This is a genomic window from Enterobacter cloacae complex sp. SHL022, assembly GCF_049237785.1.
In the GTDB taxonomy this organism is placed as follows: Bacteria; Pseudomonadota; Gammaproteobacteria; order Enterobacterales; family Enterobacteriaceae; genus Enterobacter; species Enterobacter hormaechei_C.
On the sequence record NZ_JBMKJH010000015.1, the window covers coordinates 1 to 24,735 of the forward strand.

At 56.5% G+C, this 24,735-nt stretch carries 22 protein-coding genes and 1 tRNA gene; 14 read left to right on the top strand and 9 right to left on the bottom strand.

Going from position 1 to position 24,735, the window contains the following annotated elements:
• The first annotated feature begins 115 nt into the window (after window positions 1-115).
• A tRNA-Trp gene (locus tag ACOTZD_RS21590) sits at window positions 116-191 on the top strand.
• Window positions 192-291: 100 nt separating this feature from the next.
• On the opposite strand, the gene hdfR is transcribed toward ACOTZD_RS21590, so the two are convergent.
• Window positions 292-1,113 (bottom strand): HTH-type transcriptional regulator HdfR, encoded by an 822-nt coding sequence (gene hdfR / locus ACOTZD_RS21595; protein WP_003860190.1) that lies wholly within the window; start codon window positions 1,111-1,113, stop codon window positions 292-294.
• Between the two features lie 118 nt (window positions 1,114-1,231).
• Between hdfR and ACOTZD_RS21600 the strand changes: the two genes are divergently transcribed.
• Window positions 1,232-1,570, top strand: coding sequence for a DUF413 domain-containing protein (locus ACOTZD_RS21600; RefSeq protein WP_006808641.1), 339 nt, complete (start codon window positions 1,232-1,234; stop codon window positions 1,568-1,570).
• Window positions 1,571-1,600: 30 nt separating this feature from the next.
• On the opposite strand, the gene ACOTZD_RS21605 is transcribed toward ACOTZD_RS21600, so the two are convergent.
• Window positions 1,601-3,121, bottom strand: coding sequence for a YifB family Mg chelatase-like AAA ATPase (locus ACOTZD_RS21605; RefSeq protein ID WP_022652053.1), 1,521 nt, complete (start codon window positions 3,119-3,121; stop codon window positions 1,601-1,603).
• Window positions 3,122-3,462: 341 nt separating this feature from the next.
• Between ACOTZD_RS21605 and ilvL the strand changes: the two genes are divergently transcribed.
• From ilvL to ilvA, 7 genes are all read left to right on the top strand, one after another.
• Window positions 3,463-3,561 (top strand): ilv operon leader peptide, encoded by a 99-nt coding sequence (ilvL, locus tag ACOTZD_RS21610; RefSeq protein WP_001311244.1) that lies wholly within the window; start codon window positions 3,463-3,465, stop codon window positions 3,559-3,561.
• Between the two features lie 86 nt (window positions 3,562-3,647).
• Window positions 3,648-3,698: a peptide IlvX gene (gene ilvX, locus ACOTZD_RS21615; RefSeq protein ID WP_192930497.1), complete on the top strand. Its 51-nt coding sequence runs from the start codon at window positions 3,648-3,650 to the stop codon at window positions 3,696-3,698.
• 2 nt (window positions 3,699-3,700) lie between these two features.
• On the top strand, window positions 3,701-5,347 hold the full coding sequence (gene ilvG / locus ACOTZD_RS21620) for an acetolactate synthase 2 catalytic subunit (RefSeq protein WP_127675593.1): 1,647 nt from the start codon (window positions 3,701-3,703) through the stop codon (window positions 5,345-5,347).
• The gene (ilvM, locus tag ACOTZD_RS21625) at window positions 5,344-5,607 is read left to right on the top strand and encodes an acetolactate synthase 2 small subunit (protein WP_003860184.1); all 264 of its coding nucleotides are present in this window, start codon (window positions 5,344-5,346) and stop codon (window positions 5,605-5,607) included. The genes ilvG and ilvM overlap by 4 nt, the downstream gene beginning before the upstream one ends.
• A gap of 18 nt (window positions 5,608-5,625) precedes the next feature.
• Complete coding sequence (ilvE, locus tag ACOTZD_RS21630; RefSeq protein ID WP_003860182.1) at window positions 5,626-6,555, top strand: branched-chain-amino-acid transaminase; 930 nt, start codon at window positions 5,626-5,628, stop codon at window positions 6,553-6,555.
• 60 nt (window positions 6,556-6,615) lie between these two features.
• Window positions 6,616-8,466, top strand: a complete 1,851-nt coding sequence (gene ilvD, locus ACOTZD_RS21635) for a dihydroxy-acid dehydratase (RefSeq protein WP_174402482.1) — start codon at window positions 6,616-6,618, stop codon at window positions 8,464-8,466.
• A 2-nt stretch (window positions 8,467-8,468) separates the two neighbouring features.
• Window positions 8,469-10,013 (top strand): threonine ammonia-lyase, biosynthetic, encoded by a 1,545-nt coding sequence (gene ilvA / locus ACOTZD_RS21640; protein ID WP_026094330.1) that lies wholly within the window; start codon window positions 8,469-8,471, stop codon window positions 10,011-10,013.
• On the opposite strand, the gene ilvY is transcribed toward ilvA, so the two are convergent.
• On the bottom strand, window positions 10,010-10,900 hold the full coding sequence (gene ilvY, locus ACOTZD_RS21645; protein ID WP_022652050.1) for an HTH-type transcriptional activator IlvY: 891 nt from the start codon (window positions 10,898-10,900) through the stop codon (window positions 10,010-10,012). The genes ilvA and ilvY overlap by 4 nt on opposite strands.
• 281 nt (window positions 10,901-11,181) lie before the next feature.
• Here ilvY and ilvC point away from each other — a divergent pair, with 281 nt between their 5' ends.
• The gene (gene ilvC / locus ACOTZD_RS21650) at window positions 11,182-12,657 is read left to right on the top strand and encodes a ketol-acid reductoisomerase (RefSeq protein WP_006808634.1); all 1,476 of its coding nucleotides are present in this window, start codon (window positions 11,182-11,184) and stop codon (window positions 12,655-12,657) included.
• A 38-nt stretch (window positions 12,658-12,695) separates the two neighbouring features.
• On the opposite strand, the gene trmL is transcribed toward ilvC, so the two are convergent.
• The 5 genes from trmL to lldP form a co-directional block, all read right to left on the bottom strand.
• On the bottom strand, window positions 12,696-13,169 hold the full coding sequence (trmL, locus tag ACOTZD_RS21655; protein WP_003860178.1) for a tRNA (uridine(34)/cytosine(34)/5-carboxymethylaminomethyluridine(34)-2'-O)-methyltransferase TrmL: 474 nt from the start codon (window positions 13,167-13,169) through the stop codon (window positions 12,696-12,698).
• A 45-nt stretch (window positions 13,170-13,214) separates the two neighbouring features.
• Window positions 13,215-14,555 (bottom strand): MFS transporter, encoded by a 1,341-nt coding sequence (locus ACOTZD_RS21660; protein WP_022652049.1) that lies wholly within the window; start codon window positions 14,553-14,555, stop codon window positions 13,215-13,217.
• Window positions 14,556-14,735: 180 nt separating this feature from the next.
• Window positions 14,736-15,923 carry a quinone-dependent L-lactate dehydrogenase gene (lldD, locus tag ACOTZD_RS21665; RefSeq protein ID WP_006808631.1) on the bottom strand — a complete coding sequence of 396 codons (1,188 nt, stop codon included), beginning with the start codon at window positions 15,921-15,923 and terminating at the stop codon, window positions 14,736-14,738.
• Window positions 15,920-16,693, bottom strand: coding sequence for a transcriptional regulator LldR (lldR, locus tag ACOTZD_RS21670; protein ID WP_006808630.1), 774 nt, complete (start codon window positions 16,691-16,693; stop codon window positions 15,920-15,922). Before lldR ends, lldD begins: the two co-directional genes overlap by 4 nt.
• On the bottom strand, window positions 16,690-18,345 hold the full coding sequence (lldP, locus tag ACOTZD_RS21675; RefSeq protein WP_003860175.1) for an L-lactate permease: 1,656 nt from the start codon (window positions 18,343-18,345) through the stop codon (window positions 16,690-16,692). Before lldP ends, lldR begins: the two co-directional genes overlap by 4 nt.
• Before the next feature lie 1,099 nt (window positions 18,346-19,444).
• Between lldP and ACOTZD_RS21680 the strand changes: the two genes are divergently transcribed.
• The 4 genes from ACOTZD_RS21680 to ACOTZD_RS21695 are packed head-to-tail and all read left to right on the top strand — an operon-like array spanning window position 19,445 to window position 24,320.
• Complete coding sequence (locus ACOTZD_RS21680; protein WP_003860173.1) at window positions 19,445-20,026, top strand: fimbrial protein; 582 nt, start codon at window positions 19,445-19,447, stop codon at window positions 20,024-20,026.
• A gap of 30 nt (window positions 20,027-20,056) precedes the next feature.
• Complete coding sequence (locus ACOTZD_RS21685) at window positions 20,057-20,731, top strand: fimbrial biogenesis chaperone (protein WP_071957449.1); 675 nt, start codon at window positions 20,057-20,059, stop codon at window positions 20,729-20,731.
• Between the two features lie 4 nt (window positions 20,732-20,735).
• On the top strand, window positions 20,736-23,216 hold the full coding sequence (locus tag ACOTZD_RS21690; RefSeq protein WP_052699618.1) for a fimbria/pilus outer membrane usher protein: 2,481 nt from the start codon (window positions 20,736-20,738) through the stop codon (window positions 23,214-23,216).
• A 9-nt stretch (window positions 23,217-23,225) separates the two neighbouring features.
• Window positions 23,226-24,320, top strand: a complete 1,095-nt coding sequence (locus ACOTZD_RS21695; RefSeq protein WP_174402423.1) for a fimbrial protein — start codon at window positions 23,226-23,228, stop codon at window positions 24,318-24,320.
• 32 nt (window positions 24,321-24,352) lie between these two features.
• On the opposite strand, the gene ACOTZD_RS21700 is transcribed toward ACOTZD_RS21695, so the two are convergent.
• Window positions 24,353-24,715: a YibL family ribosome-associated protein gene (locus ACOTZD_RS21700; RefSeq protein ID WP_015572767.1), complete on the bottom strand. Its 363-nt coding sequence runs from the start codon at window positions 24,713-24,715 to the stop codon at window positions 24,353-24,355.
• Between the last annotated feature and the right edge of the window lie 20 nt (window positions 24,716-24,735).

A 24,735-nucleotide genomic window follows, 5' to 3' on the forward strand; every position in this document is an offset into this window, starting at 1 on the left:
GTCGGTTAGAATACCTGCCTGTCACGCAGGGGGTCGCGGGTTCGAGTCCCGTCCGTTCCGCCACTTATTAAGACATTAAGCCTGCCCTTTCGGCAGGCTTAATGGCAAAAACTTTAGGGGCGTAGCTCAGTTGGTAGAGCACCGGTCTCCAAAACCGGGTGTCGCGAGTTCGAGTCTCTCCGCCCCTGCCATATAGAATCCTTTGCTTCGGCAAAGGATTTTTTTTTGCCTGCAAAACAGCTCAACACCTTCCTGAAGAATAAGCAGCCTGCGTTTCCGCAGGCTTTTGCGTTAATCCAGTATGCTGGTTTTTAACAGATCTTTTATCTGCGACTGCTTATCGCTGTTTTGCAGCCAAATGGCATACAGCGGCCTGGAGAGAGTTGTCGAATCGGTGACAACATGGAGTGCGGGTTTATTATCCGCCCAGCGAACAGGTAACCATGTACAGCCTTTCAATGCGGGAAGATGCTGGCATGCGATCTCCGCAGAGCTTGTCGTGAGTTGCGGGATATCATCGCTGGCAATTAACCCCGTCTCGTGCTGCTGAAAATCAGGCCCCCATTCCAGGCGTAAATAATTCAGGTCGGCCTTCATCATTGCAGGCTCGGATGCATAGAGCGCCAGGCTAAACTGTCCAACAATCTGGCTGCTAAATTCGTCCATCTTGGGCGCTTCTGTGGTGATCAGGAGATCAAGCTGCCGCTCGTGGAGTTGCTTAACCAGCGACTGGCGTTGCGCAATCCTCGCCTCAAATTGCAGATGGTTGTGTGAGCGATATAGCCGCATAAGCCACTGGCTGAGCATGCATTCCCATAGTGAAGCGCTGGCACCGATCGAGAATTCATTATGCCGGGAGGTGTGCGCAACCTCCTTCCGCGCTGCCTGCCAGGTATTCATCAGGGTTTCTGCATAAGGCAATAGCTTTTCACCGGCCGGGGTTAAACGAATATTGTTGCGATGGCGGGTAAAAAGGTTCACACCCAGTTGATTTTCCAGCTGTCGAATACGAAAACTGACTGCTGACTGCGTCAGGTAGAGGGCTTCAGCTGCTCGCCCAAAGTGTCGCGTTCTGCTCACTTCGAGGAAAGTTTTTAGCAATTCCGTATCCACATCTTTCTCCGCAAAATTATTTGTCGTTATGATTTAAATGTTTTGTTTTACACTCTGTCAAGCGTAACTAATACTCCGCGCCATAAATAGCTCGGCCAAAGAATTAGGAGCGTGTAGGATGGCGGAAAGCTTTACGACGACTAATCGTTTTTTCGACAATAAACATTATCCGCGCGGGTTCTCTCGTCACGGCGATTTCACTATCAAAGAAGCTCAACTTCTTGAGCGCCATGGTTATGCCTTTAACGAGCTGGATCTGGGTAAACGTGAACCGGCAACCGAAGATGAAAAACAGTTTGTCTCTGTTTGCCGTGGTGAGCGTGAGCCGCAGTCTGATGCAGAACGTGTATGGATCAAGTATATGGCTCGCATTAAGCGTCCTAAGCGTTTCCATACGCTGTCTGGCGGCAAGCCGCAGATGGAAGGTGCAGAAGACTACACCGAGTCTGACGATTAAGAAGAGAAGGGGCTACGGCCCCTTTTTTTTTTACGCCAGCATTTTTTGCAGATGCAACAGCAGCCGATCGATCGCACGGTAACTTAATGCCTCCTGCAAATGCCGCCTCTCTATTCCGGGGCAGCCTTCCACGTCGGCGACCGTGCGCGCAACTTTCAACAAACGCTGCCACGCGCGAATGGATAGCCCAAACCGCGTCAGTGTCTCTTCCAGCCAGCCCGCATCTTCAGCGTTGAGAGAACAAAACTGTCGGATCCCGCTGTTATCCAGCCGGGCATTCAGCCTGTTCTGACGAACATACTGCCGCGCCTGCGCCGCAATAACCCGTTCACGCACAGTTGCTGAGCTTTCGCCCTTAATACCGGTTTGCCTCAGCAGACCGGGCGGGGGCAGGGGGATCTCGAGAGATAAATCAAAACGGTCGAGGAAGGGGCCGGACAGCTTACTCAGATAGCGCAGTGTCTGCTCCGGCGTACAGCGGTTATGATTGCCCTGATAATGACCCGTAGGGCTAGGGTTCATCGCGGCGACCAGCTGAAACTGCGCAGGGTAGCTTAATTTGGCCCGTGTACGAGACAAATGGATTTCGCCGGATTCAATCGGCTCCCGCAATGCATCCAGCACGCGGCGTTCAAACTCTGGCAATTCATCCAGAAACAGAATGCCGTTGTGCGCCAGTGAGATTTCACCCGGCCCGGGGATCGAACCCCCGCCCACCATCGCGGTAAGAGACGCACTGTGGTGTGGAGAGCGGAAGGGACGGCGGCGCCACTGTTTATGCAGCGACGTAGAACTGACCAGGCTAAATATCGCGGCGCTTTCCAGCGCTTCGTGATTATTGAGGGGTGGCAACAGGCCGCTCAATCTGCTCGCCAGCATCGTTTTCCCCGTGCCTGGCGGACCTATCAGTAACAGGTTATGCCCACCCGCGGCCGTTATCTCTAACGCTCGTTTACCCTGTTCCTGACCCATAATATCGCTGAGATCCTCGGGCGAATCTGGCGCCACCTCGTCATTCTCCTGCGGCTCGGCAAGCTCGTGTCGGCCTTCCAGCCAGGCGCAAACCTCCTGCAAATGTCCCGCGACAAGACATCCCTTTTCGGCGATAAGGCTTACTTCAGAGGCATTTTCATTGGCCACAATGATTTGTCTTCCCGCGCGTATGGCTTCAAGCGCACCCGAGATTGCTCCGGGAACGCCTCTTAACGCGCCTGTAAGCGCTAATTCACCCACGAACTCGCACGAGCTTAGCCCTGGCGTATTGAGCTGTTCAGAAGCCGCGAGAAGCGCTATAGCAATAGGTAAATCATATCGCCCTCCCTCCTTTGGCAAATCGGCGGGCGCAAGGTTGATGGTGATCTTCTTCGCCGGAAAAGCATAACCGCTATTAATAATTGCGCTGCGCACGCGATCCCTCGCCTCTTTAACGGTCGTTTCTGGTAAGCCGACCAGCGTCAGTCCGGGCAGTCCATTACTTAAATGAACCTCTACAGAAATAAGCGGTGCCTTCACGCCGATGGCCGCGCGTGTATAAACAACTGACAGTGACATAAGCCCTCCTTGGCGGTGACTATGCCAGCATCATTTTTTCCTGTTTAGCGCTCATTCACTGAATTACGGCGCTCGTTCCAGCCTTTTAGCGCCTAAATGTAATCATTACATGTCGGTGGAATCGGCCTCGCAGAAAAGGAATCATGCGCGCCTTGCCTGATGAAACAGGACAAAAAAAATGAAAAATCTTCATTTCTATTTTTTTCCTATATAAAACAACGATTTTGAAAGAAATAGTTCGCCTGCTACAGAAACAGGTCATAAAAAAATCTTGTGTCAGATGAAATATCTGTGGTAACTCTTTAGGTATTCCTTCGAACAAGATGCAAAAAGAACTGAAAATGACAGCCCTTCTACGAGTGATTAGCCTGGTCGTGATTAGCGTGGTGGTGATTATTATCCCACCGTGCGGGGCTGCACTTGGACGAGGAAAGGCTTAGAAATCAAGCCTTAACGAACTAAGACCCCCGCACCGAAAGGTCCGGGGGTTTTTTTATGACTAAAAAACGGAAATGAGGAGCAGAGAATGACAAGTAGCACAAAATTCTGTTTCTCCCGATTTATGACGGGGAACTAACTATGAATGGGGCACAATGGGTAGTACATGCGTTGCGCGCGCAGGGAGTCGAAACCGTATTCGGTTATCCGGGTGGCGCAATTATGCCGATTTACGATGCACTGTATGACGGCGGCGTGGAACACCTCTTGTGCCGACACGAGCAGGGCGCAGCGATGGCCGCCATCGGTTATGCCCGTGCGACCGGTAAAACCGGTGTCTGTATGGCCACCTCAGGTCCCGGCGCAACGAACCTGATCACCGGCCTGGCTGACGCGCTGCTCGACTCCGTACCCGTGGTGGCGATCACCGGACAGGTTGCCTCTCCGTTCATCGGCACCGATGCCTTCCAGGAAGTGGATGTGCTCGGTTTATCGCTGGCCTGCACCAAACACAGCTTCCTCGTTCAGTCTCTTGAAGAGCTGCCGCGGGTGATGGCCGAAGCGTTCGAGGTTGCCAGCTCTGGCCGTCCTGGCCCGGTTCTGGTTGATATCCCGAAAGATATCCAGGTTGCACTCGGCGATCTGGAACCGCATTTCTCTACCGTGAAAAGCGATGATGCATTCCCGCATGCAGAGGTGGAAGAGGCGCGTCAGATGATAGCGCAGGCCAAACAACCGATGCTGTACGTTGGTGGTGGCGTAGGTATGGCGCAGGCGGTTCCTGCACTGCGCGAATTTATCGCGGCAACGCAAATGCCTGCCACCTGCACGCTGAAAGGGTTGGGTGCGGTAGATGCTGATTACCCCTACTATCTGGGCATGCTGGGGATGCATGGTACCAAAGCGGCAAACCTGGCGGTGCAGGAATGCGACCTGCTCATCGCCGTCGGCGCGCGTTTTGACGACCGCGTTACCGGCAAGCTGAATACCTTCGCGCCGAACGCCAAAGTGATCCATATGGACATCGACCCGGCGGAGATGAGCAAACTGCGTCAGGCGCATGTCGCGTTGCAGGGCGATCTTAACGCGCTGTTACCGGCCCTGGAGCAGCCGCTGGATATTAACCCATGGCGTCAGCACACCGCCGATATGCGCGCTGAACACGCCTGGCGTTACGACCACCCCGGCGAGGCCATCTACGCGCCGCTGCTGTTGAAGCAGTTGTCCGACCGTAAGCCCGCCGACAGCGTGGTGACGACCGATGTCGGCCAGCATCAGATGTGGTCTGCCCAGCACATGACCTACACCCGTCCGGAAAACTTCATCACGTCCAGCGGGTTAGGGACGATGGGCTTCGGTCTGCCAGCCGCCGTTGGTGCACAGGTTGCCCGCCCGAACGATACCGTTATCTGTATCTCCGGTGACGGCTCCTTCATGATGAACGTTCAGGAGCTCGGCACCGTGAAGCGCAAGCAGTTACCGTTGAAGATCGTGTTGCTCGATAACCAGCGTTTAGGGATGGTTCGCCAGTGGCAACAGCTGTTCTTCCAGGAACGTTACAGTGAAACCACCCTGACCGATAACCCCGATTTCCTCACCCTGGCCAGCGCCTTCGGCATTCCTGGCCAGCACATCACCCGTAAAGACCAGGTTGAAGCGGCACTCGACACCATGCTGTCAAGCGAAGGGCCATACCTGCTTCATGTCTCAATCGATGAGCTTGAGAACGTCTGGCCGTTGGTACCGCCCGGTGCCAGTAACTCACAAATGCTGGAGAAATTATCATGATGCAACATCAGGTCGCCGTGCAGGCTCGCTTCAACCCGGAAACGTTAGAACGCGTTTTGCGCGTGGTTCGCCACCGTGGCTTTCAGATTTGCTCTATGAATATGGAAACGGCTACCGACGCACAGAACATCAGTATCGAATTAACCGTTGCCAGCCCGCGGCCGGTCGACTTACTGTTTAGTCAGTTATCAAAACTGGTAGACGTTGCCCATGTTGCCATCTGCCAGAGCACAACCACATCACAACAAATCCGCGCTTAAGCGTGACAGGACGAAAAAATGACGACAAAAAAAGCTGATTACATTTGGTTCAATGGTGAGATGGTTCGCTGGGAAGACGCGAAAGTTCACGTGATGTCCCACGCGCTGCACTACGGCACCTCCGTGTTTGAAGGGATCCGTTGCTACGACTCTCACAAAGGACCAGTGGTGTTCCGCCACCGTGAACACATGCAGCGTCTGCATGACTCAGCCAAAATTTATCGTTTCCCGGTCTCCCAAAGCGTTGATGAGTTGATGGAAGCCTGCCGCGAGGTGATTCGCCAGAACAAACTGACCAGCGCCTATATTCGTCCGCTGGTCTTCGTGGGTGATGTCGGCATGGGCGTCAACCCGCCCGCTGGCTATAACACCGATGTGATTATTGCTGCGTTCCCGTGGGGCGCCTACCTGGGCGCGGAAGCACTGGATCAGGGGATCGACGCAATGGTTTCTTCCTGGAACCGCGTGGCGCCAAACACTATCCCGACTGCGGCTAAAGCGGGCGGTAACTACCTGTCCTCACTGCTGGTCGGCAGCGAAGCGCGCCGTCACGGTTACCAGGAAGGTATCGCGCTGGATGTGAATGGCTACATCTCCGAAGGTGCGGGCGAAAACCTGTTTGAAGTAAAAGACGGAATTCTGTTCACCCCGCCGTTTACCTCGTCCGCGCTGCCAGGCATCACCCGTGACGCCATCATCAAGCTGGCAAAAGATCTGGGTATCGAAGTGCGCGAGCAGGTGCTGTCCCGCGAATCCCTGTACCTGGCTGACGAAGTGTTTATGTCCGGTACCGCGGCTGAAATTACGCCGGTGCGTAGCGTCGATGGCATTCAGGTGGGCGAAGGCCGCTGTGGCCCGGTGACCAAACGCATTCAGCAAGCGTTCTTTGGCCTCTTCACCGGCGAGACAGAAGATAAATACGGCTGGTTGGATCAGGTTAATCACTAAATATAAATTTGGGACGGCACGCACCGTCCCATTAAATAGTCAGACGGGAGTAAATAAAGCATGCCTAAGTATCGTTCAGCCACCACCACCCACGGCCGTAATATGGCGGGTGCCCGCGCACTGTGGCGCGCCACCGGAATGACCGACGCCGATTTCGGCAAGCCAATTATCGCCGTGGTGAACTCCTTCACCCAGTTTGTGCCGGGCCACGTGCACCTGCGCGATCTCGGTAAGCTGGTTGCCGAGCAAATCGAAGCCTCCGGCGGCGTGGCGAAAGAGTTCAACACCATTGCGGTGGATGACGGTATCGCAATGGGCCACGGAGGGATGCTCTATTCGCTGCCGTCGCGCGAGCTGATCGCCGACTCGGTGGAGTATATGGTTAACGCCCACTGCGCCGATGCGATGGTCTGTATCTCCAACTGCGACAAAATCACCCCGGGGATGCTGATGGCCTCCCTGCGTCTGAACATTCCGGTGATCTTCGTTTCCGGCGGCCCGATGGAAGCGGGGAAAACCAAGCTTTCCGACAAAATCATCAAGCTCGACCTGGTCGATGCGATGATCCAGGGCGCGGACCCGAAAGTCTCTGACGAGCAGAGCGACCAGGTGGAACGCTCCGCGTGCCCGACCTGCGGCTCCTGTTCCGGGATGTTCACCGCCAACTCCATGAACTGCCTGACCGAAGCGCTGGGCCTGTCTCAGCCGGGCAACGGCTCGCTGCTGGCGACCCACGCCGACCGTAAGCAGCTGTTCCTTAACGCGGGCAAGCGCATCGTTGAGCTGACCAAACGCTACTACGAGCAGGACGACGCCAGCGCGCTGCCGCGTAACATCGCCAGTAAAGCGGCGTTCGAAAACGCCATGACGCTGGATATCGCCATGGGCGGTTCCACCAACACCGTTCTGCACCTGCTGGCCGCCGCGCAGGAAGCTGAAATCGACTTCACCATGAGCGACATCGACAAGCTCTCCCGCAAAGTGCCGCAGCTGTGTAAAGTCGCGCCGAGTACCCAGAAGTACCACATGGAAGATGTCCACCGTGCGGGTGGCGTGATTGGTATTCTCGGCGAGCTGGATCGCGCCGGGCTGCTGAACCGCGACGTGAAAAACGTGCTCGGCCTGACGCTGCCGGAGTCGCTGGAGCAGTACGACGTGATGCTGACCAAAGACGACGCGGTGAAAAACATGTATCGCGCCGGTCCGGCGGGCATCCGTACCACCCAGGCGTTCTCGCAGGATTGCCGCTGGGACACGCTGGATGACGATCGCGCCGAAGGCTGCATTCGCTCGCTGGAACATGCCTACAGCAAAGACGGCGGTTTGGCCGTGCTGTACGGTAACTTCGCAGAAAATGGCTGCATTGTGAAAACCGCAGGCGTGGACGACAGCATCCTGAAATTTACCGGCCCGGCAAAAGTGTATGAAAGCCAGGACGAAGCGGTAGACGCTATCCTCGGCGGCAAAGTGGTGGAAGGCGACGTGGTGGTCATTCGCTACGAAGGGCCGAAAGGCGGTCCGGGCATGCAGGAGATGCTCTACCCGACCACCTTCCTGAAATCGATGGGCCTCGGCAAAGCCTGCGCGCTGATCACCGATGGTCGTTTCTCTGGCGGCACGTCAGGCCTCTCCATTGGCCACGTCTCGCCAGAAGCGGCAAGCGGCGGCAATATCGCGATCATCGAAGATGGCGACCTGATCGAAATCGACATTCCGAACCGCGACATTCAGCTGAAGCTGAGTGACCAGGAGATTGCGGCCCGTCGTGAGGCGCAGGAAGCCCGCGGCGACAAAGCCTGGACGCCGAAAGATCGTCAGCGTGAAGTCTCCTTCGCCCTGCGCGCTTACGCGAGTCTTGCCACCAGTGCAGATAAAGGCGCGGTGCGCGATAAATCTAAACTGGGGGGCTAATGATGGCCGAGTCACAACCCTTATCCGCCGCCCCGGAGGGGGCGGAATACCTGAGAGCGGTACTACGCGCGCCGGTCTATGAAGCGGTGCAGGTCACGCCCCTGCAAAAAATGGACAAACTCTCTTCGCGTCTCGACAACGTCATTCTGGTGAAGCGTGAAGACAGGCAGCCGGTGCACAGCTTCAAGCTGCGCGGCGCCTACGCGATGATGGCCGGGCTGACGGACGAGCAGAAAGCACGCGGGGTGATTACCGCCTCGGCGGGCAATCACGCGCAGGGCGTGGCGTTCTCCTCGGCGCGTCTGGGGCTGAAGGCGCTGATCGTGATGCCGGTCGCCACCGCCGATATCAAGGTCGACGCGGTGCGCGGGTTCGGCGGAGAAGTGCTGCTTCACGGCGCTAACTTTGACGAAGCCAAAGCCAAAGCGATTGAGCTGGCGCAGCAGCAGGGCTTCACCTGGGTGCCGCCGTTCGATCACCCGATGGTGATTGCCGGGCAGGGTACGCTGGCGCTGGAACTGTTGCAGCAGGACGCCCATCTCGACCGCGTTTTCGTCCCGGTGGGCGGCGGTGGCTTAGCCGCAGGTGTGGCGGTGCTGATCAAACAGCTGATGCCGCAGATCAAAGTGATTGCGGTTGAAGCGGAAGACTCTGCCTGCCTGAAGGCGGCGCTGGACGCGGGACATCCGGTAGATCTGCCGCGCGTCGGGCTGTTCGCCGAGGGCGTGGCGGTGAAGCGCATTGGCGACGAAACGTTCCGCCTGTGCCAGGAGTATCTCGACGATATCGTCACCGTCGACAGCGACGCTATCTGCGCGGCGATGAAAGATCTGTTCGAAGACGTGCGTGCGGTGGCGGAACCCTCCGGCGCGCTGGCGCTGGCGGGGATGAAGAAATACATCGCCCAGCACAATATCCGCGGCGAGCGTCTGGCGCACGTGCTTTCCGGTGCCAATGTGAACTTCCACGGCCTGCGTTACGTGTCCGAACGCTGTGAGCTGGGCGAGCAGCGTGAAGCCCTGCTGGCGGTGACCATTCCGGAAGAGAAGGGCAGCTTCCTGAAGTTCTGCCAGCTGCTGGGCGGCCGTTCGGTAACGGAGTTCAACTACCGCTTTGCCGACGCCAAAGATGCCTGCATTTTTGTCGGCGTGCGTCTGAGCCGTGGCGTGGAGGAGCGCAAAGAGATCCTCAGCCTGCTGCACGACGGCGGCTACAGCGTGGTCGATCTCTCTGACGATGAGATGGCGAAGCTGCACGTGCGTTACATGGTCGGCGGCCGTCCTTCCAAGCCGCTGAAGGAACGCCTGTTCAGCTTCGAGTTCCCGGAATCACCGGGCGCGCTGCTCAAGTTCCTGCACACGCTCGGCACGCACTGGAACATCTCCCTGTTCCACTACCGCAGCCACGGCACCGACTACGGGCGCGTGCTGGCGGCGTTCGAACTGGGCGAGCACGAGCCGGATTTCGAAACGCGCCTGAACGAACTGGGCTATGAATGTCATGACGAAACCCATAACCCGGCTTTCAGGTTCTTTCTGGCTGGCTAGTGGTTCGGCAATATCGTCCAGAACGCATCAATAAGCGGCTCATGCAGCCGCTTTTTTTGTGCGCACACGCCCAGCTCAAACGGCGTCTTCTCGTCGCTGCGCTCCAGAATCATCACGCGGTTGCGCACCGGTTCCGGGCTGTTTTCCAGCACCACTTCCGGCAGCAGCGCCACGCCGCAGCCAAGCGCCACCATCGACACCATCGCCTCATGGCCGCTGACGGTAGCGTAAATCGACGGGTTGCTGATTTTCTGACGGCGGAACCACAGCTCGATGCGGCGGCGCACCGGCCCCTGATCGGCCATGATAAACGGCACCGTCGACCAGTCCGGTTTCTCCACCGAGACCTGGTTGCGCACCGGGCAGGGCAGCGCCGGGGCAATCAGCACCACCGCCAGATTCTCCAGCATCGAGAACGCCACCGCCCCCGGCAGGGTTTCCGGTTTCCCGGCAATCGCGAGATCCGCTTCGCCCGTGACCACTTTTTCCATCGCGTCGGCGGCATCGCCGGTGGTGAGCTTAATTTCAACCGACGGATGTTCCGCGCGGAAGCGGTCAAGAATGGGGGGAAGATGGCTGTAGGCAGCGGTCACGGAACAGAAAATATGCAGCTCGCCGGAAAGCGACGGCCCCTGCTGGTCGATGGTGTGCCGCAGCTGCTGATACTGCAACAAGGTTTGCTGGGCAAAGATGCGCAGCTCTTCGCCGGCTTCCGTGAGGGTGACGGTGCGGTTATCGCGCACGAACAGCGGCTGGCCGAGGTCTTCCTCAAGGCGCTGGATCTGGCGCGAAAGCGTGGACGGGCTGACGTGCATCGCCCGGGCGCTGCGGCCAAAGTGACGGCTTTCCGCCAGGTGCAGGAACATTTTCAGATCGCGTAAATCCACCGATTCCACTCCCTCTTTTTACATTGCATAAATTGCAATGTGACGTTGTGAATATATCAATTTCCGCAATAAATTTCCTGTTGTAATGTGGGTACATTGTCGCTGAAAGGCGAACCGAACAATAAATTACTCGTCGTCTTTCACGTTGTAGGTGCGTTGTCTGCGTCAACTCACCCCAGTCACTTACCAGAGTAAGCTCCTGGGGGTTCGCAGACTTGACGCCTTCCTAAAACGTGAAATCCATAGAGTAATAAACAACACAACATCACGAGGTATCACCCATGGCTAACTACTTTAATACACTGAACTTGCGCCAGCAGCTGGCGCAGCTGGGCAAATGCCGCTTCATGGCGCGCGATGAATTTGCTGATGGCGCGAGCTACCTTCAGGGTAAAAAAGTGGTCATTGTCGGCTGTGGCGCACAGGGTCTGAACCAGGGCCTGAACATGCGTGACTCCGGGCTGGATATCTCCTACGCCCTGCGCAAAGAAGCGATTGCCGAGAAGCGCGCTTCATGGCGTAAAGCGACCGAAAACGGCTTCAAAGTGGGCACCTACGAAGAGCTGATCCCGCAGGCGGATCTGGTGGTGAACCTGACGCCGGACAAGCAGCACTCTGACGTTGTGCGTTCCGTACAGCCGCTGATGAAAGACGGCGCCGCGCTGGGTTACTCCCACGGCTTCAACATCGTTGAAGTGGGCGAGCAGATCCGTAAAGACATCACCGTGGTGATGGTGGCGCCGAAGTGCCCGGGCACCGAAGTGCGTGAAGAGTACAAACGTGGCTTCGGCGTACCGACGCTGATCGCCGTTCACCCGGAAAACGATCCGAAAGGCGAAGGCATGGCGATTGCCAAAGCCTGGGCAGCGGCCACCGGCGGCCATCGTGCGGGCGTACTGGAATCTTCCTTCGTTGCGGAAGTGAAATCTGACCTGATGGGCGAGCAGACTATCCTGTGCGGCATGCTCCAGGCTGGCTCTCTGCTGTGCTTCGACAAGCTGGTGGAGGAAGGCACCGATCCGGCATACGCGGAAAAACTGATTCAGTTCGGCTGGGAAACCATCACCGAAGCGCTGAAGCAGGGCGGCATTACGCTGATGATGGACCGTCTGTCCAACCCGGCAAAACTGCGCGCGTTCGCACTCTCTGAACAGCTGAAAACCATCATGGCGCCGCTGTTCCAGAAACATATGGACGACATCATCTCCGGCGAGTTCTCCTCCGGCATGATGGCAGACTGGGCGAACGACGATAAGAAACTGCTGACCTGGCGTGAAGAGACCGGTAAAACCGCGTTCGAAACCGCACCACAGTACGACGGCAAGATCACCGAGCAGGAGTACTTCGATAAAGGCGTCCTGATGATTGCGATGGTGAAAGCAGGCGTTGAGCTGGCGTTCGAAACTATGGTGGATTCCGGCATCATTGAAGAGTCTGCGTACTACGAATCGCTGCACGAGCTGCCGCTGATCGCAAACACCATCGCCCGTAAGCGTCTGTATGAGATGAACGTGGTGATCTCCGATACCGCCGAGTACGGTAACTACCTGTTCTCTTACGCCTGCGTACCGCTTCTGAAAGAGTTCATGACCACCCTGCAAGCGGGCGATCTGGGCCAGGCGATTGCGGAAGGTGCGGTTGATAACGCGCAGCTGCGTGACGTTAACGAAGCGATCCGCAGCCACGAAATCGAGAAAGTGGGCCAGAAACTGCGTGGCTACATGACCGATATGAAACGTATCGCGGTAGCAGGCTAAACACGATGAATCGGGTGGCGCAAGCCACCCGAACTGTTTTAGCTACGCAGTATCGCGCCGGGATAACCCAGCTGGCGCCACGCCTCATACACCACCACCGACACCGCATTCGACAGGTTCATGCTGCGGCTGTCCGGCATCATCGGAATACGAATTTTCTGCTCGGCTGGCAGGGCATCCAGAATGGTGGCCGGCAGGCCGCGGGTTTCCGGACCAAACATCAGATAATCCCCGTCCTGATAGCTTACGGCGCTGTGCGCTGGCGTGCCTTTGGTGGTCAGGGCGAACATGCGCTGTGGTTTTTCGGATCCCAGAAACGCGGCGTAATCGTGATGACGAACGACGGCGGTAAACTCATGGTAGTCCAGCCCCGCGCGGCGCAGACGTTTGTCGTCCCACGTAAAGCCCATCGGCTCAATGATGTGCAGACGAAAACCGGTGTTGGCGCACAGGCGGATAATATTGCCGGTGTTCGGCGGAATTTCTGGTTCGAATAAGACGATGTTAAGCATGCTGCCCCCTTAATTGCGGGGGCAGAATAGCAGAAAAGAGAGGGACTAGGCGACGCCCGGCTCCTGCGCGCGGCTATACAGCATTTTGTAGACGGTTGCCGCCGCGGCCACGAGAGCAGGCACGCTGAGGATCATTAAAATACTGTCTGCCTGCCACTGCATGGAAAGAAGCTGGGCGCTGGTCATGGTGCCCGCCACGCCGCCGAAGCGGCCGATCCCCTGCATCCAGGCGATACCCGTCGCGCGGCACTCGGTAGGGTAAAAGGTGGCGGCCAGGGTCTGCATGCCCGACTGCGCGCCGTTCATCGCGATCCCCATCAGGAAAATTAACCCGCCAAACAGGGCGATATGGTTATGCTCAATGCCGAGTAAAAGAATCAGGCCCATCGTCAGCACGAAACCACACGCGACCACCTTGTGCGCTTCCCAGCGATCCATCATCCAGCCCGCGAGCAAAATGCCAGCGGTGCCGCCGAAGGTGAACAGCGAGGTGAGCCAGGCGGATTCCGCCAGCGCATACCCCATCCCCTGCATCAGCGTCGGCATCCAGCTCAGCAGGACGTAATAAATCACCAGTCCCATAAAGTAGGTGACCCACAGCATCAGGGTGCCGGGCAGCCAGGGCATGGAAAACAGCTGCGACACGCTGCCTTTTTTCGACGCGACTTTCTCCTCTGTCAGGAAAAAGCCCGTGACGCTATCCAGCGTGCTGCGGGCGAACCGGCTGGCGATGCGGCGAACCTGGGCGATGTCTTTCCCGCGCTGCACCAGAAACTTCACCGACTCCGGCAACAGCAGCGCCAGCAGCACCGTTAAAATCAGCGGCGCAATCGCGCCGGTCAGCAGCACGCTTCGCCAGCCATGGTGAGGGATAAGCCAGGACGAGATCGCCCCGCCGCCCGCCGCACCCAGCGGAAAGCCGCAGTACATGGTGTTAATTGCCATGGCGCGGCAGCGCTGGGGGGCAAACTCTGAGATCAGCGTGATGGCGTTAGGCATCGCGGCGCCCAGCCCGAGACCGGTCAGAAATCGCCATAGCGTCAGGGTATTCAGACTTTGCGCCCAGGCCGTGCCCAGGCTCGCCAGGCCGAAGAACAGACACGAAAAGACCAGCACGCGCTTGCGTCCCATCCGGTCCGATACCGGACCTGCAATCAGTGCTCCCAGCGACAGCCCCAGCAGCGCCGCACTCAGCACCGGCCCCAGATCCTGTTTATGTATTCCCCACTCCGTCGACAGCGTAGGCGCAATGTAACCCATCGCTGCGGTATCAAACCCATCGATCGCCAGCACCAGAAAGCCCAGCACAATAAGAAGCCAGTGAAACCCTGAAAAAGGACTTTCATCGATCACCTGCTGAATATCCACCCGACCTGAATACGTCATACGTTACCCTCCGATGTGATGTTGTTTTTGTGTTCTTGTATTTGCTTGTCTATACAATTGCGGAGGGGCGGGGTGTGTCAAATTTTCTTATCAAGAATGTTACGCAGGTGTTATTTTCGACAAAAAAAGCGCCCGAGGGGAAAGTCGGGCGCGGAAGAAGGGGAGGCTAACCGGGGGAGATCAGGCCGCGTTTCCCTGAGAAAGAGGGGCCAGCGCCGCAGGCAGCTTACTGAGCTCCTGCACCAGCGAGTCTTTGCTGATTTCGCTAATCGACTTCGCCCCGGTCAGGGTCATCGCTACTTTCATCTCTTTCTCGATCAGGTTCAGCAGATTCGCCACGCCCGCCTGGCCGCTGGTGGCCAGCGCGTACAGGTAAGCACGGCCCAGCAGCACGCTGTCGGCGCCGAGCGCAATCATGCGCACCACGTCCAGCCCGTTACGGATGCCGCTATCGGCCAGGATCGCAATATCGCCTTTCACCGCATCGGCAATGGCCGGCAGCGCGCGGGCAGAAGAGAGCACCCCATCAAGCTGGCGGCCACCATGGTTAGAGACCACGATCCCATCGGCGCCAAAACGCACCGCGTCACGGGCATCTTCCGGGTCGAGGATCCCTTTGATCACCATCGGGCCGTCCCAGAATTCGCGGATCCACTCCAGGTCTTTCCAGGAGATCGACGGATCGAAATTGTTTGCCAGCCAGCCGATGTAATCCTCCAGCCCGGTCGGTTTACCCAGGTAGGCCGAAATATTGCCCAGATCGTGCGGACGGCCGTTCAACCCGACATCCCACGCCCACTGCGGGTGCGTCACCGCCTGCCAGTAACGGCGCAGGGCCGCGTTAGGGCCGCTCATGCCGGAGTGGGCGTCGCGGTAGCGCGCGCCGGGGGTCGGCATGTCGACGGTAAAGACCAGCGTTGAGCAGCCCGCCGCTTTGGCGCGCTCCAGCGCGTTGCGCATAAAACCGCGATCGCGCAGGACGTACAGCTGGAACCACATCGGGCGCTTGATGGTCGGGGCGACTTCTTCAATCGGGCAGACGGACACGGTGGAAAGGGTAAACGGAATGCCTTTGGCATCTGCGGCGGCGGCGGCCTGCACTTCACCGCGACGGGCATACATGCCACATAAACCGACAGGTGCGAGCGCTACCGGCATGGAGAGCGTCTCGTTAAACAGCTTCGTCTCAAGGCTCAGGTCAGACATATTTTTCAGCACGCGCTGGCGCAGGGCCACTTCCGACAGATCCTCCACGTTACGGCGCAGGGTATATTCGGCATACGCCCCGCCGTCGATATAGTGGAACAGGAACGGGGGCAAAATGCGCTGCGCCGCGGCGCGATAGTCACTGGCTGCTGAAATAATCATGCTTTGTTCTCCCTGGAAATATCACTCTCGCCAGGCAGACGGGTAATACGCGCCTGTCGGGCCTGATCTTCATCGAATCGTTTAATGGTGGTATGCACGAAGCCGAGATGCGCCATCATCGCCTTGCGCGCGGCCTCGGCATCTCCGGCCAGAATGGCGTTGAGCACCGCCTCGTGCTGTTCGGTCAGCTGGGCAAACACCGGCGGCACCAGATACATGCGCTGGCGGCTCTGCTTGACGGAGGATTGCAGCAGGTCGAAGAACCCGCGCATGGTTTGCAGCAGCACCACGTTGTGCGAGGCCTCGGCAATCGCCAGATGGAACCGCACGTCCGCCTGGGAGGCGATGTCCGGGTCGCTGCTTTGCGTGGCTTCAAAACAGGCTTTGAGCTTCTCTTTGTCGGCGTCGGTTGCCCGCATCGCCGCGTGCCACGCGGTGCTGGTTTCGATGGCGTGACGCGCTTCGAGGATGTCGAAGCTGTAGTCCGGGTCGTTTTCCATCAGCGTCTTCAGCGGCTGCACGATGTTTTGTTCGGACCAGTCGTCATGCTGCCAGCGCACGAAGGTGCCGCCGCCGCGACGGCTCAGCAGCACCCCTTCACTAACCAGCGTCGCCAGCGCCTCGCGCAGTGAGTTGCGCGACACGCCAAGCTGAGCGGCAAGCTGACGCTCGGCGGGCAATCTCATGCCCGCTTCCAGCTGTTGTTCTTCTATCAGCGCCCGTACGCGAGTGGCAATCTCGTCGGACAGGCGTCTGGGCATCACTATCATGGAATCATCCAGGTTAAGACATAGGCCTGCAATGTGGTGATCACGCCCACCATGCAGGTAAATATCAGGCTGTGTTTAACGGTAAAGCGGAACAGATCCGACTCTTTGCCTACCAGCCCCACCGCAGCACAGGCAATGGCGATGGACTGCGGCGAGATCATCTTCCCGGTCACGCCGCCGGTGGTGTTCGCGGCGACCAGCAGCACGTCCGAGACGCCAATCTGCTGCGCGGCCGTGGCCTGTAGGGCAGCAAACAGGGCGTTAGATGACGTATCTGAACCGGTCAGGAACACCCCCAGCCAGCCGAGGAACGGCGAGAAGAAGGTAAACGCGTGGCCGGTATGCGCCAGCGCTAACGCCAGCGTCGACGACAGGCCGGAGTAATTCGAAATAAACGCGAACGCCAGCACCATGCCGATGGAGTAAATCGGCAGCATCAGCTCTTTAATCGTCGCCGCAAAGGTCTGTACCGCGGCGGCAGGCTTCATGCGCAGCCACACAACGGAAAGGATAGCGGCAAACAGGATGGCCGTGCCGGTGGCTGAGAACCAGTCGAACTTAAACACTGCCGCATACGGCGTGGCGTCGTGCACCACCGGCGGCATACGGGCGACCATTTTGTCGAGGAACGGCACGGAGATATTAATCACCATGTCGTACAGCGCGCCGCCCGGGGCGAACAGGGCTTTAAACGGCGGAATGCTCCACAGCGTCACGGTGGCGGTCAGGAACAGGAACGGTGACCACGCACGCACAATCTGTCCGGCGGTATAGCCGGTGCGCGCCAGCGTCTGATCCACGTGCGATGCGCCCATGTCAGCAAAGCGGAAGATACGTACCGGCTGCCAGCGTTTCAGGAACAGCGTCAGGCAGACCAGCGACACCAGGGAAGAGATGATGTCCGGCAGTTCCGGGCCGAGGAAGTTGGAGCTGAGATACTGGGCAATGGCGAACGAACCGCCCGCTACCATCACCGCAGGCCAGGTCTCCTTCACGCCGCGCCAGCCGTCCATAATCGCCATGATCCAGAACAGCACGATAATGGTCAGGAACGGCAGCTGGCGGCCCACCATCTGGCCGATCTCGAAGCTGTCCAGCCCGGTCACCTGACCCGCCACCAGAATCGGAATGCCCATCGCGCCAAACGCCACCGGGGCGGTGTTCACAATCAGGCACAGGCCAGCGGCATACAGCGGATTAAAGCCCAGCCCGACCAGCAGAGCGGCGGTGATCGCCACCGGCGCGCCAAATCCTGCCGCCCCTTCAAGGAACGCCCCGAAGGAGAAACCGACAATCAGCATCTGTAAACGCTGGTCCGGTGTAATAGAGAGAATCGACGAGCGAATAATGTCGAACTGCCCGGTTTTCACCGAGATTTTGTAGACAAAGACGGCGGCGATAATGATCCACGCAATCGGCCACAGGCCGTAGAAGAAACCATACACCACGGAGGCCAGCGCGCGATCGACCGGCATTTTATAGAAGAACAGCGCCACCAGCAGGGCGATGGCAACGGTGTACGTTGCGGCAAGGTAGCCCTTCAGCTTGAGCTTTATCAGCGCAAAGAAGAAGAACAGGATCGGTAGCGATGCGATCAGGCTCGACAGCCAGATATTCCCGGCCGGATCGTAGTTTTGTTGCCAGAGGCTCATGCAGGTCTCCTGAGGACCACACGGGTGTTCGTCGGGTGAGTCTCTGCTCATCTCAGCGTCACACTTAGTGTAAAAGTGGTCCTTCCAATATTGTGATGTAGGGTTAATGGCAATAAATGGTTAACCAAGTGTTGCTATTCAGCAATGCTTTTGTGAAGTGGAGCATCGAAACTGTGAACGATGGATAGCTTTACGCATGATTGGTAGGACCAAAACCGCAAGTTCAACTCACCGCGTGCGTTGGGAGCGGTAGTCAGGTGGAGGGCATTACATTCGCCTTTTGAGCAGATACGGCGCGTAAAAGAGGTTGAATAAAATGGGTATGTGATAATATTGCGTGAATCAAATGAGGTTTGTTTGTTTTATTTATGTTTTTGAAAATCTGTATATGTGTGATCAGAGTGATATATTTCTTATAAATAAAAATTTTTTTTGGTTAAAAATGCGAAATCGAAGCTGTAGCAAAAAATTTTAATTAAGGTAAATTTCACATATAGATTTTAACAGTGTATTACAAACGATCAATTGCTGATCGATAAGGAAATATCCTGTTTAACCGTGATTTTTCAGGATAAAGTGAAATAATTTTTTGCTGAAGTGACATTTTTTGGCTAATAATATTCTGAAATAAATTGATCAAACAATGATCAGTTAACTCTCTTGTAATTTAGTTGCGGTATTAAAAGCAGATTAATAATTATTAGGGCAATGGAAAGGGGTTAAATTTGTTAGTTGAGTGTTAATTTCAGAATGTTTACAAGCGCGGCGTATTACTTTTCAATACGTAGACGTTAAAAGGCATTTGATTTACTATTTATTCAGAAGCAACGTAACAGAAGATTTTAAATTTATTACTAACCACAACGTATTCAGTGTTATTTTCGGCCAGAAGTCATTCCTCAGTTGAAGGATATCTGTGTATGGCCTTCTGAAAATATACGGATTATCACCATGGGATGGACCCTGCTTTATTCTATAAGGTCGCGTCACCCATTCTGCTAAAACCCTTTCGGTGGCGTTTTTAAATCCTTATAGCGGTTATTGTACCTGGTACAACAAGTCTATATCTGTTTAATTTACAGAGGGGAAAGTGTTCCAAATGAAAATCAAAAATGTGGCGCTGGCGATTGCCGCGGCGGGGCTGCTGTTATCTTCTCAATCGGTACTGGCAAGCAGTGATTCTGGCGTTAATGCTTCTCTGGATACCGGTGCGGGTTCGCAAAGTACGGGCGGGGTGATCAATTTTACAGGGAAGATTACCCTTATTTCCTGTGATATTACTCCGGCCTCTAAAAACAAAACGGTAGACCTTGGGGCGTGGGCAAAAAGCTACTTTGACGATCACAACGAAACGACGCCGCGCGAGTTCAAAATCAACGTGGAAAACTGCCCGGAGACGGTTGAATCGGTTGCGGTACTGTTCGACGGAACCAAAGATACGGTGAATGACACACTGCTTCAGGTTACGCCAGGTGAAGGTATGGCGACGGGTGTCGGCGTGAAGCTTTATAACAGCGATCGCAGCACGGCGATTAAACCGGGTACGGTATCTGAAACAACCGCACCGGATGATGAAGGCAATGCTGAATTAACTTTCTATGCCGCACTTGACAAAGATGGCACGGAAATCAACGCCGGCGATGTTAACGCCGTATCCAACTTCCTGATGGTTTATAACTGATTTCACTGTCAGCCACCTCCAGAGATAATAATGATGAAACGTTTATCGTATATTATGCTCACTGCATTAATGGTTAGTTCTGCGTCAGTTTCCGCTGGCGTTGTAATGGGGGGAACACGGATCGTATACCCACAACACAGCAAGGAGGTGGCATTTTCTGTTTCTAATATGGAAAGTGCGGTTCCCTATCTTATTCAGTCGTGGGTTGAAGGGGATGGGCAGGGTAAAAATAACGCTGCGCCATTTATTGTCACGCCACCTCTGTTCAGACTTGATCCGGAGCAGACCAACACGCTGCGTATTCAATATACCGGCGCTCCGCTGCCCACAGATCGTGAATCTGTATTCTGGCTCGATATTAAAGCGATTGCGCCAAAGCCAAAAGAGAGCAGCAACGAATTACAAGTTAACGTTAAATCGAAATTTAAAATTTTCTACCGCCCGGACAATCTGAAAGGGGACGCTGCAACTGCCTGGCAGAAAATAACGTTTTCGCGGACGGGAAAAGGGCTTAAGGCCGCTAACCCGACGCCATACTACGTCTCTTTTTATCGGCTGACCGTTGGCGGGCATAAAATTGAGCAGCCGGGCATGATCGGTCCAGGGGAAACCCGTGAATGGTCTGTGTCCGCCTCCGGGGGCGTAAGCTGGTCGGCTATTAATGATTTTGGTGCCATCACCGCCACCCACACCCAGCCTCTTTAAGATCATGCCTTTTCGCCTGTTTCGTTACGCGCCGCTTTCAGTGTTGCTGCTTAGCTTCAGCCGTGCGGGGATGGCCGAGGATTACTTTGATCCCGCCGCGCTGGAGCTTTCCTCTACTGAACAGAAAACGGCGGATCTGCACTATTTCTCTGAAAAGGGCGGGCAGATGCCAGGCACCTGGCTCGTGACGCTGGAGATTAACGGACGCGAGGAGCGGCATCAGGAGATCACCTTCGTCAATGAGAAAGGCAGCCTGCAACCCGTTTTTAGCGTATCGCTGCTGGAAGCGCTTGGAGTAAATGTAGGGGCCATTCCTGCATTCTCCCGGTTGCAGGAGGGAGAAACGTTCACGCACCTCGAGGATTTTATTCCGGCAGCGCGAACCTCCTATGATTTCAACCAACAGCGCCTTTTTCTCAACCTGCCGCAGGCGGCGATGAAACACCGCAGCCGTGGCTACGTGCCGCAGTCGCAGTGGGACGATGGTATCCCGGCGGCATTTACTGATTACAGTCTGTCGGGCGGTCAGGCCCGTCATCAGAGCGGGGTCACGACATCCAGCTATCTGAGCCTGCGTAACGGCATCAATCTGGGGGCGTGGCGGTTGCGCAACACTTCGGCCTGGAGCCACAGCGACGCGGGCGGCAACCATTTTCAGTCGCAAAGTAGCTGGCTGAGCCGGGATATTCGCCGTCTTAACAGCCAGCTACGGATCGGCGATGCCTGGACCGCAGGCGACGTCTTCGATAGCGTGGCGTTTCGCGGGGTTCAGCTCTCGTCCAGCGAGAGCATGTTACCCGACAGCCAGCGCGGCTTCGCACCAACCATCCGCGGCGTTGCACACAGCTTCGCTAAAGTCTCCGTTTCGCAAAATGGCTATGTGATCTATGAAACCTGGGTGGCCGCCGGGCCATTTATCATTAACGATCTGTTCCCCGGCGCACAAAGCGGCGATCTACAGGTTACGGTCACGGAAAGTGACGGCTCAACGCGCGTCTTTACCCAACCCTATTCTGCGGTGCCGTTTATGCGACGCCAGGGCAGCCTGAAATACAGTCTCAATGCAGGACGATTTCACTCCGGTTCCGGCGATGCGCGTTCGCCTGAGTTTGTTGAAGGCGCTTTTTTCTACGGTCTGCTCTCCAGGATGACGGTGTATGGCGGCTTTCGTACGGCGAGCAACTACCAGGCCGGTGCAATTGGCATAGGCAGAGGGTTTGGCGCATTTGGCTCGCTGGGCATTGACGATACGCTGGCAAAAAGCCATTTACCCGACGGCAAAAACGCGATAGGGCAGGCGTGGCGCATTCAGTATCAGAAAGATTTCAGCGCTACCGGCACCGCCTTCAACCTGGCGAGTTATCGCTATGCCTCGCGCAATTACTTTGAATTTAGTGAACTGAATCAGTCTGACAGCCAACAGCTGCAACTCAATAATCGCCGTAGCCGCTCGCAGGTCACCTTTTCACAGACGCTGGGTCAGTTCGGCAGCCTCAGCGTCTCGGCATGGATGCAGGATTACTGGCATACGTCCGGGCAGGATAAAACCATCCACATTGGCTGGTACACCAGCTGGCGGGGCATTTCCTGGGGCGCGGGATATGACTACACCGACTCAGCGCGTGAGCAGCATCCCGATCGCACCGTGTCGTTTAACGTCAATGTTCCGCTTGGCCACTGGTTACCGGACAGCTCGGTCAGTTACTTCATCAACCACAACAATCGTGGAATGACCACGCAGCAGATGTCTCTCAACGGCAGCGCGCTGGCGAATCGCAACCTTAATTACAGCGTTCAGCAGAGTAAGGCCAGCGAGGGACAAGCCGACAGTACCAGCCTGGCGCTGCAATACAACGGTGGCTACGGCAACGTCAGCCTCGGTTATGACCACAGCCGAAGCGGTAGCAACGCGAGCCTCGGACTCGCCGGAGGCGTTATCGCCACGCAGTATGGCGTCACGCTTAGCGAGCCGCTGGGCGATACCGTCGCCCTGCTGCGCGTGCCCGGTGCGGCGAACGTTGAGCCGGAGGGTTACAACGGGATCCATACCGACAGCCGCGGCTATGCGGTCATGCCAACGCTCTCGGCGTATCGCAAAAATACCGTCAGCCTTGATACGGCGACGCTGGGTGAGAACGTCGACGTTGAGCAGAGCGGTCTGACGCTCATTCCCACCAGCGGCGCGGTGGTGCTGGCCAATTACAAAACCCACATTGGTTATCGCGTTCTGTTTTCCCTGCGCTACCACGGTGAACCGTTGCCGTTTGGCGCGCAGGCTGAAGTGGTGGAGCAGAACCGCCATTCTGCAAACCGAAGCATGGTCGCTGACGGCGGTCAGGCCTACCTGAGCGGAGTACCCGAGCGCGGCACCCTGCGCGTCACCTGGTATGAAAACGGGGAGCAGCAGCAATGCCAGACACCTTTCAGATTGGGGAAAGCTCATATGGCCCCCGGCATCGCTACGCTGTCTCTTGAGTGCCACTAGAGGAATATCATGCGTCGTTTTATTCACTGGTTTTTCTATCTCAGTCTGCTTTCGCTTTTTGGCATGCTGAGTTTTCATGCCCATGCCCAGACTTCAACCTGCCGCACCACGCGCGATCAGTGGGTCGTTCAGGTGCCTTATGCCATTGGGTATGCGCCCGGCACGTCTGACTGGACGCCGATATCTGCGCCGATACAGTCTACCGGGGCGGATTTCTACAGCTGTGATGGCGGGAATGACCCCTGGCGTAGTATCGGATTTGTCGAGCTGGATAACCCCGTCGGCACCGTGGTGGGGGAAGACGGTGCGTCGCGGCACGTCTACAAAACCCAAATTGACGGCATCGGCTACGCGCTGGGGTTCCGGGAACAGCAGTACTGCGGCGCCGATGCGGTACGCTATATTGACGGCACAAGTCAGGTGAATGGCAAAGAGTCCCGGCGTATCTGTGATGCCTCACAGAATCCTGCCTTTGCCAGCGCCCCAACGTATAAATTGCAGTTCTGGGTGGTGTTTTACAAAATCCCGACGACCAGCCCCATGCCTGACGATAACGCCAACTCCCAGGAGCAAAATGTCGGATCGCTGATATTGCAGGCGGGAGAAAATCAAGCCAGCGCCACCAACGTGGCGACACCAGTACAGATTCATCTCGCCAGCTTCACCGTCAGGCGTACCAGCTGTTCAGTGGGCTCTCGCAGCATTCTTGTTCCCATGGGGAGCGTGAGCCAGCGTGAATTTCACGGCATCGGCTCCCGCGCCGGGGGCGGACGCTTCAGCATTCCGGTGACTTGCGAAAATAACACGGCGGTTAAGATGGGTTTCTTTGGCGATACCACGCCGGGCAACGATCGGGCGCTGGCGTTGACGAAGCAGGAGGATAGCGCCAGCGGTGTCGGGATCGAACTGCTTTACGGTGACAATACCGGTTCGGTTCAGGGGCAGGTGGTACCGTGGAACACCCCGCAGGTATCAGCGCTTGGGCAAGTAGGGGATAACCAGACGCAAACCTTCTGGTTTGATGCGCATTACATTCAGACGGAAGCGAACGTGACGGCGGGAAAAGCGGATGCGATGGCCACGTTTAACCTGATTTACAACTGAGTTTCCCCTGCCGCAGCGGCAGGGGAGGACGATCAGAACGCGGTCTTACAAAAACCCGTCATCTCTTTCAGGCCCATTTCGCGACCAAGCTCAGTCATCGGGTGCACCACCACCAGGCCACGGACGCTTTTCTTCAGCTTGCCCATGTCGGCCTGCTCTTTTTTGGTGATCGCGCGGCGATGCGGCATGTTCATCAGCTTCTGCGCTTCTTTACTCAGCTTCTGGCCTTTCACTTCGCGCAGGCGTTCAATTTCCGCCTCCAGCTTCACGGACTCTTTTTCCAGCTCGGCATATTTCTCGGCGGAATCGACCAGGGAGAGGCCAGCCATCTGATGGCGGATCAGATCCAGACGGTCGCTCAGGCGTTTAATTTCGTTCTTTTCGACTTCTTTCATGACAAATAACTCTGAAAACG